This is a genomic window from Natronomonas salinimetallica, from assembly GCF_013839515.1.
Classification (GTDB): domain Archaea; phylum Halobacteriota; class Halobacteria; order Halobacteriales; family Haloarculaceae; genus Natronomonas.
This window is the reverse complement of sequence record NZ_JACDNQ010000009.1, coordinates 16448-32351: the sequence shown is the minus strand read 5'-3', so window position 1 is coordinate 32351 and position 15904 is coordinate 16448. Positions and strand designations below refer to the sequence as shown.

At 65.1% G+C, this 15904-nt stretch carries 17 protein-coding genes; 11 read left to right on the top strand and 6 right to left on the bottom strand.

Annotated features, from left to right (window positions below):
- Positions 1-168: 168 nt before the first annotated feature.
- Positions 169-462, bottom strand: a complete 294-nt coding sequence (locus HZR14_RS08855; protein ID WP_181692508.1) for a twin-arginine translocase TatA/TatE family subunit — start codon at positions 460-462, stop codon at positions 169-171.
- A 239-nt stretch (positions 463-701) separates the two neighbouring features.
- Between HZR14_RS08855 and HZR14_RS08850 the strand changes: the two genes are divergently transcribed.
- Both HZR14_RS08850 and HZR14_RS08845 read left to right on the top strand, forming a co-directional pair.
- Positions 702-1181 (top strand): redoxin domain-containing protein, encoded by a 480-nt coding sequence (locus HZR14_RS08850; RefSeq protein WP_181692507.1) that lies wholly within the window; start codon positions 702-704, stop codon positions 1179-1181.
- Between the two features lie 41 nt (positions 1182-1222).
- Entirely contained in the window at positions 1223-2038 is an 816-nt protein-coding gene (locus HZR14_RS08845; RefSeq protein ID WP_181692506.1) for an HD domain-containing protein, read from the top strand.
- A 22-nt stretch (positions 2039-2060) separates the two neighbouring features.
- Here HZR14_RS08845 and HZR14_RS08840 read toward each other — a convergent pair whose 3' ends face one another.
- From HZR14_RS08840 to HZR14_RS08830, 3 genes are all read right to left on the bottom strand, one after another.
- A complete protein-coding gene (locus HZR14_RS08840) occupies positions 2061-2648 on the bottom strand; it encodes a DUF7504 family protein (protein WP_181692505.1) in 588 nt (195 codons plus the stop codon).
- On the bottom strand, positions 2645-3262 hold the full coding sequence (locus tag HZR14_RS08835) for a response regulator transcription factor (protein ID WP_181692504.1): 618 nt from the start codon (positions 3260-3262) through the stop codon (positions 2645-2647). Before HZR14_RS08835 ends, HZR14_RS08840 begins: the two co-directional genes overlap by 4 nt.
- A 74-nt stretch (positions 3263-3336) precedes the next feature.
- Positions 3337-3573 (bottom strand): DUF5816 domain-containing protein, encoded by a 237-nt coding sequence (locus tag HZR14_RS08830; protein WP_181692503.1) that lies wholly within the window; start codon positions 3571-3573, stop codon positions 3337-3339.
- Positions 3574-3693: 120 nt separating this feature from the next.
- Here HZR14_RS08830 and HZR14_RS08825 point away from each other — a divergent pair, with 120 nt between their 5' ends.
- The 3 genes from HZR14_RS08825 (at position 3694) to HZR14_RS08815 (ending at position 6441) form a co-directional block, all read left to right on the top strand.
- Positions 3694-5058 carry a bifunctional metallophosphatase/5'-nucleotidase gene (locus HZR14_RS08825; protein WP_181692595.1) on the top strand — a complete coding sequence of 455 codons (1365 nt, stop codon included), beginning with the start codon at positions 3694-3696 and terminating at the stop codon, positions 5056-5058.
- Between the two features lie 77 nt (positions 5059-5135).
- Entirely contained in the window at positions 5136-5537 is a 402-nt protein-coding gene (locus tag HZR14_RS08820) for a universal stress protein (protein ID WP_181692502.1), read from the top strand.
- Between the two features lie 730 nt (positions 5538-6267).
- Positions 6268-6441, top strand: a complete 174-nt coding sequence (locus HZR14_RS08815; RefSeq protein WP_181692501.1) for a hypothetical protein — start codon at positions 6268-6270, stop codon at positions 6439-6441.
- Here the strand turns inward: HZR14_RS08815 and HZR14_RS08810 are convergent.
- Positions 6410-7420 (bottom strand): deoxyhypusine synthase, encoded by a 1011-nt coding sequence (locus HZR14_RS08810; RefSeq protein ID WP_181692500.1) that lies wholly within the window; start codon positions 7418-7420, stop codon positions 6410-6412. The two genes, HZR14_RS08815 and HZR14_RS08810, sit on opposite strands and share 32 nt — an antisense overlap.
- 688 nt (positions 7421-8108) lie before the next feature.
- Here HZR14_RS08810 and HZR14_RS14400 point away from each other — a divergent pair.
- The 6 genes from HZR14_RS14400 (at position 8109) to HZR14_RS08780 (ending at position 14793) form a co-directional block, all read left to right on the top strand.
- Positions 8109-9563 (top strand): 4Fe-4S ferredoxin N-terminal domain-containing protein, encoded by a 1455-nt coding sequence (locus HZR14_RS14400; RefSeq protein WP_181692499.1) that lies wholly within the window; start codon positions 8109-8111, stop codon positions 9561-9563.
- Entirely contained in the window at positions 9563-10900 is a 1338-nt protein-coding gene (gene nrfD, locus HZR14_RS08800; protein WP_181692498.1) for an NrfD/PsrC family molybdoenzyme membrane anchor subunit, read from the top strand. The genes HZR14_RS14400 and nrfD overlap by 1 nt, the downstream gene beginning before the upstream one ends.
- Positions 10900-11130, top strand: a complete 231-nt coding sequence (locus HZR14_RS08795; protein WP_181692497.1) for a hypothetical protein — start codon at positions 10900-10902, stop codon at positions 11128-11130. Before nrfD ends, HZR14_RS08795 begins: the two co-directional genes overlap by 1 nt.
- A gap of 251 nt (positions 11131-11381) precedes the next feature.
- The gene (locus tag HZR14_RS08790) at positions 11382-12503 is read left to right on the top strand and encodes an Mrp/NBP35 family ATP-binding protein (RefSeq protein ID WP_181692496.1); all 1122 of its coding nucleotides are present in this window, start codon (positions 11382-11384) and stop codon (positions 12501-12503) included.
- A gap of 194 nt (positions 12504-12697) precedes the next feature.
- Positions 12698-13471 (top strand): phytanoyl-CoA dioxygenase family protein, encoded by a 774-nt coding sequence (locus HZR14_RS08785; RefSeq protein ID WP_181692495.1) that lies wholly within the window; start codon positions 12698-12700, stop codon positions 13469-13471.
- Positions 13471-14793, top strand: a complete 1323-nt coding sequence (locus HZR14_RS08780) for a divalent metal cation transporter (protein WP_181692494.1) — start codon at positions 13471-13473, stop codon at positions 14791-14793. Before HZR14_RS08785 ends, HZR14_RS08780 begins: the two co-directional genes overlap by 1 nt.
- A 151-nt stretch (positions 14794-14944) precedes the next feature.
- Here the strand turns inward: HZR14_RS08780 and HZR14_RS08775 are convergent, their stop codons facing one another.
- Entirely contained in the window at positions 14945-15868 is a 924-nt protein-coding gene (locus HZR14_RS08775; RefSeq protein WP_181692493.1) for a thiamine-phosphate synthase family protein, read from the bottom strand.
- Positions 15869-15904 lie beyond the last annotated feature (36 nt).

Sequence of the window (15904 nt, the reverse complement as noted above, 5' to 3'; positions counted from 1 at the left end):
ACGACGGGCCGACGTCTCCACAGCCGTAATGGACCCGATCTTCGACGTATACTGTCGGCGGTGGTTACGTACGCGCTGCAGAAACTACCACGTCTCGGGAAACTACCACGTCTCGGGATATCCCTCCCCCGTGGGACCCTGCCCGTCGCGGACGGACGGCCGCCAGTCTCAAGCGCCCGACTGTTCGGGGTCGTGCTCGGGGTCGGCGGTATCGGCCTCCGATTCGAACTCCGAGTCGGCTTCGACGGTCGGTTCGTCGCCGGTCTCGGCGGTACCGTCGTCTCTGAGCTCTTCGAGTTCCTCTTCGACCTCCTCGCGGCCCTTCTTGAATTCGCCGGTGGCTGTTCCCATCGAACGCGCCAGTTTCGGCAGCTTGCTCGCCCCGAACAGCAGGATCAACACGCCGGCAATCAACAGCAGTTCGGGTGGGCCCAACCCACCGATGAACAGGGGGAGTGTCATATATGCCGATTCGCGCCGGTACATGTAGGCCTTTCGCCGCGTAGTGGTAACCCGTGGGGCGTTCGCCGTTCGGACCGCGTCCGTTCGCCGTTCGGACCGCGTCCGTGTGCTGTCAGCGCGCGACTACCGTGTCGGGCGTCGACGTGTCCCGTCCGCCGGGGGACCGGTCGTCTCTCATCGACGTACGTAGTTCGCTCGGAACCGAAACGCCCAGGGTGGCTCCGGACCTCCGAGCGGGTATGGTACGAGAAGGCGACGCCGCCCCCGATTTCACCGCACCGATGCGAACACCCGACGGCAACATCACCGAGTTCACGCTCTCGTCGGCCCTCGACGACGGGCCGATCGTGCTGGCGTTCTTCCCGGGCGCGTTCACGAGCGTCTGTACCGGCGAGATGACCACGTTGCGCGACCGCCTCGACGCGCTGGCCGACGCGGGCGCATCGCTGTACGGTGTCAGCATCGATTCGCCGTTCTCGCTCGGCGAGTTCGCGGAGCAAAACGAGCTCAATTTCCCCCTCGTCAGCGACACGAACAAGGACGTCATCGACGCCTACGACGTCGTCATGGACTTCGCCGATCTCGGAATCTCCGGTGTCGCAAAACGCTCGGTGTTCGTCGTCGACGAGGACGGCACGGTCACGTACTCGTGGGTCTCCGATGACCCCGGCGTCGAACCCGACTACGACGAACTCGAAACCGCCGCCGCCGACGCGTAATCGCCGGACAGTTTTTGCGCGATCCCGTCTTTCGTTCGCGTATGAACGACCCCACCGACGACGCGAACGGGAACCGATACGATCCAGCCACCGACCACGCGTTCCCGGACGGCCCGGTCAACGACGTCCTCGACGTGCTTCGCACCGACGAAGAGGTCCTCGCGTACCTCGACGCACAGAACGTCAACCCCGTCTCGCGGCTGGGGTACAACGATCACGGCCGGAAACACGTCGAGATCGTCCGGAACGCCGCCCTCCGGCTCTACGATCTCTTAAAGGCCAGCGACGTCCAGTTCGACGGCGCTCTCGGACAGGGCCTCGAAGAGGCTGACGAAGCCGTTATCATAGCGCTCGCGGCCACGCTTCACGATATCGGCCACGTCGTCCACCGTCACGATCACCCCTACTACTCCATCCCGCTCGCGGCGGACGCCATCGACCGGATCCTCGGGGAGCTGGGCCGATACGATACCGCTTCGGCCGTCCGGATCAAAGGCGAGGTTCTCCACGCGATCCTCTGTCACCACACCGAGGAGACGCCGTTGACGCGGGAAGCCGGCGTCGTCCGAGTCGCCGACGGGCTCGATATGGAGCGCGGACGGTCCCGGATCCCCTACGAGGAGGGTGGACGCGGGATCAACACCGTTTCGAGCCGCGCGATCCGGCGCGTGTCGCTACAGGCCGGTGAGGACACCCCAATACTGGTCGAGATCGAGATGACCGACGCCGCCGGCGTCTATCAGGTCGACGAGCTGTTGAAACACAAACTCCAGGACTCGGGAATCGAAGCGTGTGTCCGGATCGTCGCGGTCAACACTCACAGCGACGAGGGACTGGTCGAGCGAATCGAGATGTAGCCGGCCCGGAGGTATGTCCGGCTCACTCGTAGCCGGTCCCCGACAGCGAGACGTCGTCGGCGGTCATCTCCGCCTCGCAGTCGAAGACCGACCGGATCGTATTGTACGCCTTCTCGTCGTGCATCGTCGGATCGAGCGAGAAGACCCCGAACATCTCGCCCGACCTGATCCGGGCGGTAAAGACGTGCAGGAACCGAAACATCGTCCGGGGTTCGGTGTACATGAGCGCGGTCGATACCGACGCGACGCCGACGCGGGCCCGGACCGACTCGTCGTCGTTCTGCCCGAGCAGCTTCGCGAATTCGAGGCTGATCCCGGTCAGATCTCCCGGCGAGTTCAGGCGACGGACCGGAACGCCTTCGACGTCGGTCTCGGCGTTCGTACAGTCGATGATACCGATCTGGTCGCGGTCGGCCCCGCGCCGTTCGAGTTCCTTGACGATCGTCTTCGGCCCGGTATTCATCGTGATGAGTACGGCCCGTTCGCCATCATCGGGCGCGACGGCGTCGAGTAAGCCCTCGGTGGTCACCGTCGAGGGTCCCGTTATCAACAGGCTCACGCCATCGTCGAAGGCCGACGCACCATCGAAGTCGCCGGTCCGGTAGCTCACTGATCTCCACCCTCCGAATCCGGCGACTCGCCCCCGGAGTCGTCGGCCTCGATGTCCCGGACCATCGCGACGAACTCGTCGTCGCCCATCTCGGGAAGCGTCGTGTCGAGGTCCGCCTGAAGCTCGTCGATCCGGGCTTGAAGCTCGGCGAACTCCTCGTTCTCGTCGAGTTCCTCTTTCGGCTTCGAGGCGCGTAAGGCCGCCTGCTTCGAGGAGAGAGCATATAGCTCCTGTTCGATCGAGTCGAACTCAGATCGCGACAGCAGTCGGTCGATCGTCTCGAGGAGCTCTTCGCGTTCGATCGGCTTCGTCAGGTAGTCGTCGAACCCCATGTCGATGACGTCGAAATCCGGTTCGACAGCCGTCACCATCGCGACCTTGCAGTCCGACGTTTGCGCCCGGATGGCTTCTAAGACCTCGTCGCCGCTCATGCCCGGCATCAGCCGGTCGAGCAACACGACGTCGACGTCCTCGCCGAACTGCTCCAGCGCCGCTTCACCGCCCTCGGCAGTCAATACCTCGAAGTCGTTCTCCAGCCACCGTACGTAGAGTTCTATGAGTGCGCGTTCGTCCTCAACGACAAGAACCGTCGGCTGGTCATCTCCATCGGCCATTCTTTGCGTCCCCATTTGTGGGACGACGTGATATGTATTCCGGCGTCAGGCCGACCGCTCGTCCGGACCGGCCGTCACTCGTGGGCGGCGTCCCACTCCTCGGCCTTGTGGAAGTTCGAACAGCGGTTACACTGAATGCGCCCCATCGAGTCGACGGCGGTGTCGAAGGATTCACAGTTCGTACAGAAGAACCCCCAGCGGCGTTCGCCGTCGGTATCGGCGTAGACGACGCGGAAGGGACCTTTGTTGCCCTTTTCGGTCTCCGAGGAGAGATACAGCGTCTTCTCGTCGGGACCGACTCGTTCGTCCATACGCACGGTGGGGCGTGGGAAGCCAAAACGCTCACGGTCGCCGCCCCGCCGGGACGGGAGTCCGTCGAAAGGGAGTCTGGTCGGTGCGACGACACGGTTTTGCCGCCGCACACCCTATCGATCGGTGTGCGTCTGCTGCATTACTCGGACGTCGAGAACGCCCACGACGACCCAGCCACGATCGCCCGCCTCGCCGGGACGATCGAGTCGATCCGTGACGATCGGACACTCGTCTGCGGGACCGGCGATAACGTCGCTCCGGGCGTCCTCCCGCTCGTCTCGGAGGGACAGGTCGCACTGGCGTTCTTCGAGGCCATCTCGCCGGACGTCGAAACGTTCGGAAACCACGATTTCGATTTCGGCCCCGAGCGGACCGCCGAGATCGTCCGGCGCTCGCCGCAGCGGTGGCTCTCGGCGAACGTCCGCCAGTCCGACGAACCGTTCGCAGGGGTCGATCCGTGGTGTATCGAACGCGTCGGAGGCGATAGCGTCGGCTTCTTCGGAGTGACGGATCCGACGACCCCGTCGATCGGCGACGGCGGGGGCCTCGAATTCGAGGATCCGATCGCTGCGGCCCGCGAGGCGGTCGGGTCGCTCCGCGAGCGGGATGTCGACTACGTGGTCGCGCTGTCGCATCTGGGCCGGGAGGACGACCGACTCGCCGCGGTCTGTGACGTCGACGTCGTCCTCGGTGGACACGTCCACTCCGAGCGGATCGGACGCATTCACGAGACCGTTCTCACCCGGCCGGGAAGCGGTGGCCGGACGCTACTCGAGGTCGATCTCCCGAGCGGGGAGGTGACCCGCCACGACGTCGCGGAGGGTCCTTTCGACGCCGAACTGGCGGCTCGATACCGCGATCGGATCGCCGATACCGGTCTCGACACCGTCGTGGGTCACGTCCCGGAGCCGATCGCCCGAACCGACACGGAAGCGTTCCGGGGCGAAAGCCGCGTCGGGAATTTCGTCGCCGACGCCTACCGGTGGGCGGCGGCCCGCGAATTCGGGACGGACCGGCCCGTGGTCGGCCTCCAGAACAGCGGCGGGATCAGGACCGGCCCGCCGCTGTCCGGCGCGGTGACGGCCGCCGACCTCGTGAGCCTCGTCCCGTTCGACGAACCGCTCGTGGTCGCGGAGCTCACGGGGCGTGAACTCCGGTCGGTCTTCGCCGAGGCGGCCGACACACCCGGGTTCGGGGAGGCCGACTGGTGGCATGCACACGTCTCGGGGGCCCGGTTGCGGTATGATCACGACGACGACCGGCTATGTGAAGCGACCGTCGGCGGCGATCCGATCGTGGACGACGAGCCGTACCGACTGGCGGTCTCGGCATTTCTGCTCTGTACCGACGTCGAGTTCCCGACGCTAACGGAGGAGCACGTGGTCGAACGGCTCGACACCCAATACGAGATCCTCATCGAGTACGCCGACGCCGTCGGGATCGACCCAACCGTCGAGGGCCGGATCGTCCGGAGCGGCGTATGAACGGACGCCGCAGCGGGACGGAGGGGGTCGGCCGACCGACCGGAAGCTTCAGGCAGGGGGCGTACTTTCGTCCGACAATGACGCTCGTCGTCGTACCCGTCCGGTACCCGCTCTCACGGCACTCGCGGGCGACGCTCGAACGCGCGATGGAGGTCGCAGCGGAGCACGACGCCGATCTCACCGTACTACACGTCAACGTATATCAAGGCGACGAGAGGGTGACTCGAAGGGAGCTCAAATCGGCGGTCGAGGCGGCGTTCGGCCGTCTCAATCGGGCCAGATACGTCGTTCGTCCCGGCTTCCTGGTCGAGGAGACGATTCTCGACGAGGTCGCGGCCGAGGACGCCGACTACGTCGTGATCGGTCAAAAACAGGCCGGACGGTGGCGGCGGATGGTTCGCCGGCTGATCGACGACCCCGACATCGAAGGGTTTCTGCGGCGCGAACTCGACTGTGAAATCATCACCGCGACGTCTTGAGGTCCCCACCGCGGTCAGACCACGAACGCGGCCGTCCCCTCCAGATCGAGAGCGGAAGCCGTCTATATGATCGTCGTAGGCGAGTACACGGTGGACGTCACCCAACGAGCGGTCCGGATACGGCTGCGTGATTTCGGCGGGTCCGTATCCGCTGTGCTCGTAGGCGATCGCGACGTCTTTCGGCGTCAACAATGGCGGCCTCGGCACTCATAGAGTTCGTCACCGCCGGCTGCCTATACCGGCTCGGGGGGAGTGCTCGTCATCGGCCGGTTCGATACCCGACCACGACCGACGATAGACGCTCTTTGACGCGCGAACGATGCCGAGCGCGTGGCGGGTCTCCAACTGTTTCGTTTGATCGGTGGGGTCCTAATACTGCCGGACGTACCGACTCGAATCGCGGGGCAGTCGACACGCACGTTCGATCGGCGGTTCGGACATGTACCGAGTCGGATGTTCACGAACGTACGTCCGTGACGCGGTCTCGGCACCGGCGAACGAACCGCGTGACGTCGGGGCCGCCGGCAGTCTGACTGCACCGGAAACCGGATGAAACGCCCATACGGACGGTGCATCCCCTCTCGGCTCCGTTCTGGCATCCCCTCTCGGCTCCGTTCAGTTCACTCGCGCGAACGGGACAACTGCGCCCCGTCGACGCCGCGAGCGTCGGAGTTCTCCTCATCGAAACACATCGCCCAGATTTATATACTATGGCGAGTGAGTGTCACACATGGCTGCCGACGCTATTCACCGCTGCCGGCAGTGTGGGTTCGAGGCACCGCCGAACGACGACGTCTGGGAATCGGTCCAGCATCCGCCGCTCGGGGAGTTGACGCAGTGTCCCGGGTGCGGGAGTACCGATACGACGACGATCACTCGATCGCATCGAGCGCGCCGGCGATAACCAGAGGAAGCGTGATCGTCGCGTCGGCGTACACCGAGACGTTTCTGGCGTCCTTCTTTAATTTCCCCCACGAGCGGGCCTCGTCGAGTGTCGCCCCCGACAGCCCACCGGTCTGTGGCGGATCCATGGTCAACTGGACCGCGTAATCGTAGGCTCCGGGCGTCACGAGCATCGTCTGGAGGACGTAGTTCTTCGGGACGCCGCCGCCGACGACCATCGCCGCGGTCGAGTCGGCTTCGTAGGCCAGATCGTTCAGCGGCGACATATCGGCGAGCGCGTCGAGCGAGAAGCCGCTGACCTGCGAGTGGAGCCACGCCTGCAGGCCGAGTACGGAGTCCTGAATGGCGGGAGCGTGGATCGGGACGTCGTGCTCGTAGGCCGCCGCCGCGATCCCCGGATCCTCCCCGACGTTCTCCCGGTCGTTGACCTCGGCGTTCGCCCGCCCGAGTTCGGCGGTGAACTCGGCGATCGAGACGACGTCCTCACCGATCGAATCGAAGACCTCCGCCCGGAGGTGTTCTTCGAACAGCGTGAAGTGCTCCTGTGGGAGATAGACGTTGTAGATGCGGTCGACACCCTCGTCTCTGAGCCGTTCGTCGAACGCCCGCTCGTCGTAGTCGGGGTGGTCATGGCTGCCGTGGTGGTGTTTACCGCCGATGGCTTCGATCGAGTCGTGCGTGAGGTTCGCACCGGTCGTCACCAACGCGTCGACGTGGCCCGCACGGATGAGATCGGCGACGATCGCCCGCATTCCGGCGGGGACCATCGCGCCGGCCAGTCCGAGAAAGACGGTCGTCTCCTCGCGGCCGAAGGCCTCCGATGTCACGTCGATCGCCTCGGCGACGTCGGCCGCGCCGATGCCGGCGTTTCCGTACTCGGCGGCCAGTTCGGCGACGCTCATACCCGCGGAGATCCCTACGTGGTCGATCGGGTCGTGGTCGAACGCCTCCCGTTCCGGGTGGCTGTCCTCGTCGGTCATCGTCGTCGTCTGTGTGTCGGGGGCGGTTAAACCCGCCGTTCGACGGGGTCGGCCCCCGTCCAGCGGCGATCCAGTCGGGGGATCGGCTGCGCCCGTATGTAGCACAGAATAATAAGCCTGCCGAAGCCCAAAACGGCGGACTCCAGCCTCCTATCACGGGTAATGGGGAGTCTTTATTACCGTTCGGTCAAAGGCTCATCTTGATGGCAGTGCCCGGTGCCGACAGACGAAAATCCACTGACGGACGCCGGACGGTTACGGCCGATTCGAGCGCCCGACGCCGTCGGGACGTCTGCGGTGTCTCCCCGGCGTTCCGCTCGACGGCTCCGAGGAGAGCCGATGGGGTCGGAGCGGCCGGCACGGGACCGTTCGCCGGCGACACGGGCAAACGCAACGTTCGGATACTGAACGAAACCGCCGAAACGGACGACCGGTCCGTCCCCGAACCTCCAGCCATCGAGGTTGCCAGGGGGTTGACCGTCGTTGCAGGGCGATCCGGTAGCGGCTCCGGAGTGGGACCCACTGCGGGATCACGTCCTCGGCGCGAGCGGTATCTATTTGCACTATCCGGGACCTCATCCGTACGCTCGTCGACGTACGGCTGTCGTCGAACGACGGGGGACCAGCGTCCGGACGAGGGCGCGGCCGTGGCGAACCCACGGGTTCGGATTTCAACGGTGATTATCAAATGAGTAGAGACGACGATTCCTGTGACCACGACAGTTGTGGCTGCGGGGACAACGACAACACAGCGGACGAATCGTTCCACCCGATGGGGGCCGATCACGAGTCCGAGATGCGGGAAATGCTCGATGAGACCGAGTATGACACCGAACTCGGGATGGACATGGCGGAGGACGCCATGCGGCTCATCCAAGGTGAGATCTCCGAGGCGGAGTTCCACGAGAAGTACAACGAAGCGGTCGTAGAGGAGTTCGAAGTCGACGACCGGCCGACGGTCGAAGCCTTCGAGGAGATGCAAGCGAAACAGGAGGATGACGAACACGACGGCATCTTCGAGCGGCTGACCGGCGACGAAAGCCTCGTCGACCAGCTCTCGGGAATCGACACCGAGATGAATCAGAGCCGCCGCGACACGATGAAGAAGATGGGTGCCGGGGCTGCGGCGCTCGGTCTCGGCGGCGTGGCGTCGGCACAGAGTTCGAGCGACCCCAAAGACGATGGGTACGGCGCGGAACCGGTCGGCGATACCGCCGACGAGGGGCCGCAGTTGGGGATGGTCATCGACCTCAACCGGTGTGATGGCTGTCTCGAGTGTGTCACGGGTTGCATCGAGGAGAACCAGACGTCCACCGGGGCGAACTGGATGTACGTCCTCACCTACGAGGACGAACAGTCCGAACAGGAGAACTTCCTCGTCCGGCCGTGTCAACACTGTACCAACGCCCCGTGTGAGAAGGTCTGTCCGGTCCGTGCGCGACACACGCGGGACAAAGACGGCATCGTTCTCACGAACTACGAGGTCTGTATCGGCTGTCGGTACTGTCAGGTCGCGTGCCCGTACGGTGTCAACTACTTCCAGTGGGGCGAACCGGAGGTACCGCGCGAGGAGCTTATGGGCTCCGACGTCGACTACGACCACGAGTCACTCAAGGAGATGGACTACGAGGAGCGAAACCAGCTCCTCACCGAAAACAACGACCACATCCACGACGAGCGCGGCCAGTGGAACGACAGCCGGCCGCCCCAGGGTGTCATGGGCAAATGTACGTACTGCCCCTCCCGCCAGGACGGCCACAACGGCGAGGAGAAGGTCGGCACCGTCGCCTGTATGGACGCGTGTGACGCGGCCGGGATGAGTGCGATCCACTTCGGCGACGTCAACGACCCCGAGAGCCGTCCCCGACAGTATCTCCGCCAGCGCGCCGAACAGGAGTTCGAACGCGACACCGAACTCGACAACGGCGAGCAGTGGGGCGAGACGGTCACGCCGTGGGGGAAGCTCTCGGCGTTCAAACTGCTCGAGGACCTCGGTACCCAGCCGAACGTTACCTACCTCGGCAACGAACCCGGACCTGAGGCCGAACAGATCGACGGACCGGTCACGTACGAACAGATCGGCGTCGAGGACAATCGCAAACACCACCTCGACCAGTTCACGTTTGGAGCGGGTGACGACTAATGAGTTCGAGAACACCTTCCGCAGAAGACATCGTCCGTCCGATGCAGAGTACCTCGGCGGGGTATTACATCGTCTTCGGTATCGCGAGCCTGCTTTCGGTCGTCTGGCTCGGCCTCTGGGCGCTTCAACTGGATCGCGGACTGGCGGTCACGAACCTCGCCGACTGGGGGTCAGCCGGCGGCGTCACCTGGGGCCTTTATATCGGCGCGTTCATCTGGTGGGTCGGTATCGCCCACGGCGGGATCATCCTCTCTGCCGCGGTTCGGCTGTTCGGGATGAAACGGTATCTGCCGGTCGCCCGCCTCGCCGAACTGCTGACGATCGGCGCGTTGAGTATGGCCGGGTTCTACATCGTTATCCACGCCGGGCGACCCGACCGGCTCGTTACGAGCGTCGTGCAGGCGTACCCCGTGACGGTTCATCAGTCGCCGCTGGTATGGGACGTGACCGTCATCACGATGTACATGGTGATGACACTCACGTACCTCGGCTTGACCGTCAGATACGACCTCGCCCGACTCCGAGATGACCTTCCGAACATCCTGGAGCCGGTGTACAAGGTCGCGACGATCGGCTACTCCGAGGCCGAAGACGAGGTCATAGAGCGGATCGTCTGGTGGCTCGCACTGGGCGTCATCGTGATGGCCCCGCTGTTGCTGCACGGCGGTGTCATTCCGTGGCTCTTCGCGCTCTTGCCGTCGATGCCCGGCTGGCAGGGCGCGATCCAGGGTCCGCAGTTCCTCACGATCGCGCTCACCTCGGCGATCGCGGGCGTGATCATCCTCGCGCTCACGGTGCGTCGCGCGTACGATTGGTATCACATCCTCACGGACGACGTGATCCGCGGACTGACGCTGTGGCTCGGGCTGTTCAGCCTGCTGTTCCTCTGGCTGCAGCTCCAACAGGTCATCACGGGCGTGTACGCGGCCCCGCTGGACCAGCGGACCCTCGCAGCGGCGAAGGTCACCAACCCCTACTACCAGTTCGCGATCGGCGTCGTCCTGATCGCGCTTGCGTACATCTTCGCACAGTCGGTCAAACCGCACATCTTCAGCGTCCGCCGCTCGCTCGCGGCGTCGGTGATGGTGCTCGCCGGCACGCTGACCGAAAAGGTGTTGTTCGTCGTCGAGGGGCTCGAATACCCCACGTTCTCGATGTACTACAACACCCCGGGTCACTACTTCCCGAGCCCGGTCGAACTGGCCTCGCTGGCCGGAACTATCGGCCTGTGTACGCTTTTCTTCCTCGTGATCTTGAAGGTCATCCCGGTGATCGAGTTACACGCGATCGAGGAGCTGCGTGGCGAGGGCCACGCCCCCGTGGAGGGTGATGACTGATGGTGGAGTTCGATGCGTGGAACTTCCTGTACCCAGGGACATGGGTCATCTTCATCATTATCGGGACCCCGGTGTACACCGCGATTCTCGGATGGTTCCTCGGGAAACCCCGTGACATGGAGAAGGCGCTGATGGCGCTTACGTATCTGATCGGCTTCATCGTCTCGATGTGGGTCGGATTCTACATCCTCACCGTGCTGATCGGCGTGATCTTCCCGGCCGCGATGTAGGCGGTCGGCGGTCACGGTTTTGCGGTTCTGTTTTATAAAAATGCAGGAGAAAACCAACCGGTAGGTAGCTCGAGTGAAGTACCTCGGGGTCAAGTGGTTCGAGAGACGCCGTCTCTCGTCATCACGGAAGACGTCGTCTTCCGTCCGACCCCGAGGCACTCGGCCTGCTCTTTTTGTAGACCGCCACACCGGCAGCCGGTCGTGGGAAAATAAAGCCTCATACGTTCGCCCGCCGTAACCTCGCCGATCAGATGACCGAACACGAAGCGGAACTCGAAACGCGGCTCCGGGAGATCGAAGATCCCCTCGTCGGCGAGGACGTCGTGACGATGGAGTTGATAAACGACGTGGAGATCGAGGACGGAACGGCCTCGATCTCGCTCGCGTTTAACACCCCCTTCGCGCCCGCAGAACTCGAATTAGGCAACGCGATCCGTGAGGCGGTCAGGGACGTCGGTCTCGAACCGGACCTCTATGCCGAGGCCGGCGCGGAACACGGCTTCGACGAGGAAGTCATGCCCAACGTCCGCAACGTCGTCGCCGTCGCCTCCGGGAAAGGCGGCGTCGGGAAGACGACGGTCGCGGCCAACCTCGCGGCCGGGTTAGAGCAGATGGGCGCACGCGTCGGTCTGCTGGACGCCGACATCCACGGTCCGAACGCCCCCCGTGTCCTCCCCGTCGAAGAGGAGCCGGGCGTGACGCCACAGGAGAAGATCGTCCCGCCGACCGCCGACGGCGTGAAGGTCATGAGCATGAGCTTCTTGATGGGCGAAAAGGACGACCCGGCGATCCTCCGTGGACCGATGGTCAACAACGTGATGACGCACTTCTTCGAGAACGTCGAGTGGGGCGCACTCGACTACCTCGTCGTCGATCTGCCGCCGGGAACCGGTGACGCCTCCCTGGACCTCGTCCAGACGCTGCCCGTCGCCGGCGTCGTCATCGTGACGACGCCCCAGCAGATGGCCGTCGACGATGCCCGCAAGGGGCTTCGGCTCTTCGAGAAACACGACACGCCCGTCCTGGGCATCGTCGAGAACATGAGCCTCTATCACTGCCCGAGCTGTGAGGAGACCCACGACCCGTTCGGCCGTGGTGGTGCCGAAGAGATCGCCGACTCGTACGACGTCGATCTGCTCGGTCAGATCCCGATTCACGAGGACTTCGGGGCCGACGGCACCGACGACCCGGCCGTCAAACTCGAGGGCAGCCCCGTCCGGGAGCCGATCGTGGAACTGGTCGATTCGATCGCCGACCGCGTCGGCGAGGTCAACCGCCGGAAGGTGGCCGACATGCTCGAACTCGGCGGGCGCAAAGAGGACAAGAGCCCGGTCGAGGAGTCCCCGCAAGGCGGCCCCGGGCCGAAACTATAGTAGAGATCGGAAGACAAGACACACTCGATCGCACGGCCGCCGTGCGATCGATGTGTATATAGTTGCGATTTTTACTATATAGTCCGTATATTTTTCCCGCCTCCGGAAACGTCACCGCCCCCGTAGCGGCCCGTTGGTGTCACCGATATCCCCGGAACACGGCGATTTATTACGACTGAATAGTACTAGGTGGTATGTCGCTAACGGACGAGCAGTTCGAACAGTATCAGAGGGACGGCTACGTCGTCGTCGAGGACGTCCTCTCGGAGGACGAGGTGGCGGCGATACGAACACGCCTCCGGGAGTACGTCCGCGGCGACCGCGAGGCGAGCGGGTTCGAGCGAATGCTCGAGCCGTCCGTCGACCCGGCGGACTTCGAGGGCGAGGGCCAACCGGTCCGCAAGTTCGAAGGGGTCGGGATGGCCCGCGAGGACGACGTCTTCGGCGACCTTGCGACCCACGAAGGGATCGTCGATGCGGTCTCTCGACTGCAGGGACCAAACCTGAAGCTGCTACGGTGTGCGGGGATGCTCAAGCCGCCAGGCGTCGGCAGCGCCAAGAAGTTCCACCAGGACGCGGCCTACTACCCGATCCATCCGATGGATCACGTGACCGTCTGGGTCGCACTCGACGAGGCGACGGCCGGGAACGGCTGCATGCAGGTCGTCCCCGGGGCGCATACCGACGGCCTGCTCGAACACGAGGCCCTGGAATACGACACCGATATCACGGTCGCCGAACGCGACTACGACGAAAGCGACACCGTTGCGCTGCCGATGGAACCGGGCGACGCGTTGTTCCAACACTGTCTGTTGCCGCACTACACCGCCCCCAACGGGAGCGACCGATGGCGGCGAGCGATGATCGTCGCCTACATGCGCTCTCGATCGCGGTTCAGCACCGACGATCGGCCGGCGTGGGTCGACAGTCTGTCGATCGCCGGCGAGGCGTTTCCGGGGTGTGTGTGATGGCCGACCTCGGGCGTATCCGTGGCTACGCCGGTGAGATGGGCCCGTCGTGGGTCGCGGGTGCCATCGCGGCCGGCCCGGCGACGATGGCCAGTCTCGTCACCGGCGGCGCGGCCTACGGCTACGACCTGCTGTGGGTCGTGGTCCTCTCGGCGTTCGCCGGAGCGCTTGCTCAGTATCTCGCAATGCGACTCGGGTTGCTCACGGAGCGCGGGATCGTCTCCGTGGTCGAGGAGTATCTCGGCGAGTGGTGGGCGTGGCTCCTCGTCGCCGACGTCGTCCTCGCCTCGGGGGTCGCCCAGCTGGTAATCATGAACACGCTCGCGAGCGTCTCCGCGACTATTACGGGCGTCGACGCCTGGCTTTGGGGGCTGCTCTGGGCCGTCGTCCTCGCACTCGGGCTCGCCGGACGGGGGTACGGGCTCCTGGAAGCGGCGGCGAAACTTCTCGTTGCCGGGGTCGTCCTCGCGTTCGTCGCGTCACTGTTCGTCGTTCCGGTCGATCCCGGTGCGGCCGCGATCGGGCTCGTCCCGACGCTTCCCGGTGGGAGCGCGCTCGTCGCCGCGGGCATCCTCGGTGGTGCGGTCCACATCACGCTCATCACGATGCACTCGTATACGATGCGCGCGAAGGGATGGACCGAACGCGAATACGGGCTTGCGACGTTCGACGTCGGCGCGTCGATGCTCGTCGCCTTCGGCGTTTACAGTGTCGCCATCTTCCTCGTTGCGGCGAGCGTCCTCTCGGATCCCGATCTCAGCACCGTCGGGGCCGCACAGGCACTCGGCCCGCTCGTCGGCGAGAACGCCCGGTGGCTCTTTTTGTTCGGACTCGGCGGGGCGGCAGTCTCGACGCTCGGCGGGAACACCATCGTCACGCCGTTCGTCCTCGCGGACAAACTCGGCTGGGGAACGACGGTCGAGGACCCGCGTTATCGGGGGCTGCTGGCGGCGGTCGCGCTCCTGTCGGCCCCCGGCGCCGTCATCGGCGGCCAAGTCATCGGCCAGCTCGTTCTCGTGCTCGCGTTGGGGACGGTGGGAACACCGTTCGCCATCGCCATCGTGGTGTATCTCTTGAACTCCCCCGCGGTCTCGCGCCCGACGTCCGCGTTCACGAACGTCGGCGGCCTCGCGTTGCTCTCCGTCTCGGGGGTGCTCGCGGCGAACTTCCTCCGCGGGCAGGCCGCAGGCGGCCTCGGCCCGCTCTCTGGAGCCGTTCTGGCGTTCGCCGTTCTCCTCGCGCTCGCGATGATCGGACTGTTCGTGAAATACGTCCTCGAACGGCTCGGGTCGGACAGCGCCGCCCCCGAACCGGCGGACTGATGAGTATCCGTGGGCGGTCGCGCTCCCGTCCGCCGCCACGCGGAACCGCAGCGTCGACGGCGGCTGGGAGGGACCGTCCTACCGCGCTCGCGGCGAACGGCCGACCGGGTCGGCGAGCGCCGAGAGCCGACGACGGCAGTCCGTCCGAGCGTCACTCCGCGGCCGCCGCGGCGAGATCCGTCGCCAACTCGGCGGCCGCGAGTGCCGACTCGCCGAGGACGTACGTGATCGGCTCGACGCCGAAGTCGCCCCGATGATAACAGATCCGCGGGACCGGTCCGTCCTCCCGAAACCGAGATTCGAGGCGTTCGCGGCGGGTTTCGTAACTCGGCTCGAACTCGAGGAGGGAGAGACCCGCCGTCCGAGCCGCTTCGAGAAACGGTTCGCTCGTCGCGAGGTTGATCGCACCGCGGACCTCGGGGTCTGCGGCCGTCGCGGCCAAAAGCGCCGTCGCGACGTGTTCGGATGCACCGAACTCGGGGTTCGACGGGACGTGGACGCGCCCACGCATCGCGTGAACGCGACCAGGAACCGCCGCGACGTCCGTCGCGTCCACCGGGTCGGGCAGCGCCATCCCGAGATTCGTTCCGACGTTCGGGACGAGCGGGACGAACGCGGGTTCGGCCTCGATCGTTCTGAGCGCGCGCCGGACGTTCGAGAGGACGGTGCGTTCGGCTTCGAGTTGGGCGTCGGTGCCGCGGACACAGAGATCACAGCCCAACCCCTCCAGCGCGGGGACGGCCGCCTCGTGGGCGGCACAGATCGGTCCCCGGTCCTCGAACGCCCGGACGAGAGAAAGCAACTCCGCCAGCGCCTCGTACTCGTCCATCCCGCCGGAGGCGAAGCCGTCGGCGATGTGATCGACGGTCGTCCGCATACGCTCGTCGTCGGCGAATCGCTCCTCGATAGGGACGTCGCCTCCGACGTAGCGGCTCACCTGTGCCTGGGTGACGCCGAGTCGGTCGGCGACCTCCCGTTGGGTGAACCCCCGTTCGACGAGCGCCGTCGCCAGCATCGCCCGCGCCGTCGGCAAGAACTGTTCGACGACGATCTCGCTCGGCAATCGGAGCGTCATACCCCTCGTCCGCCCCCGATCGATATAGTTCCGGCG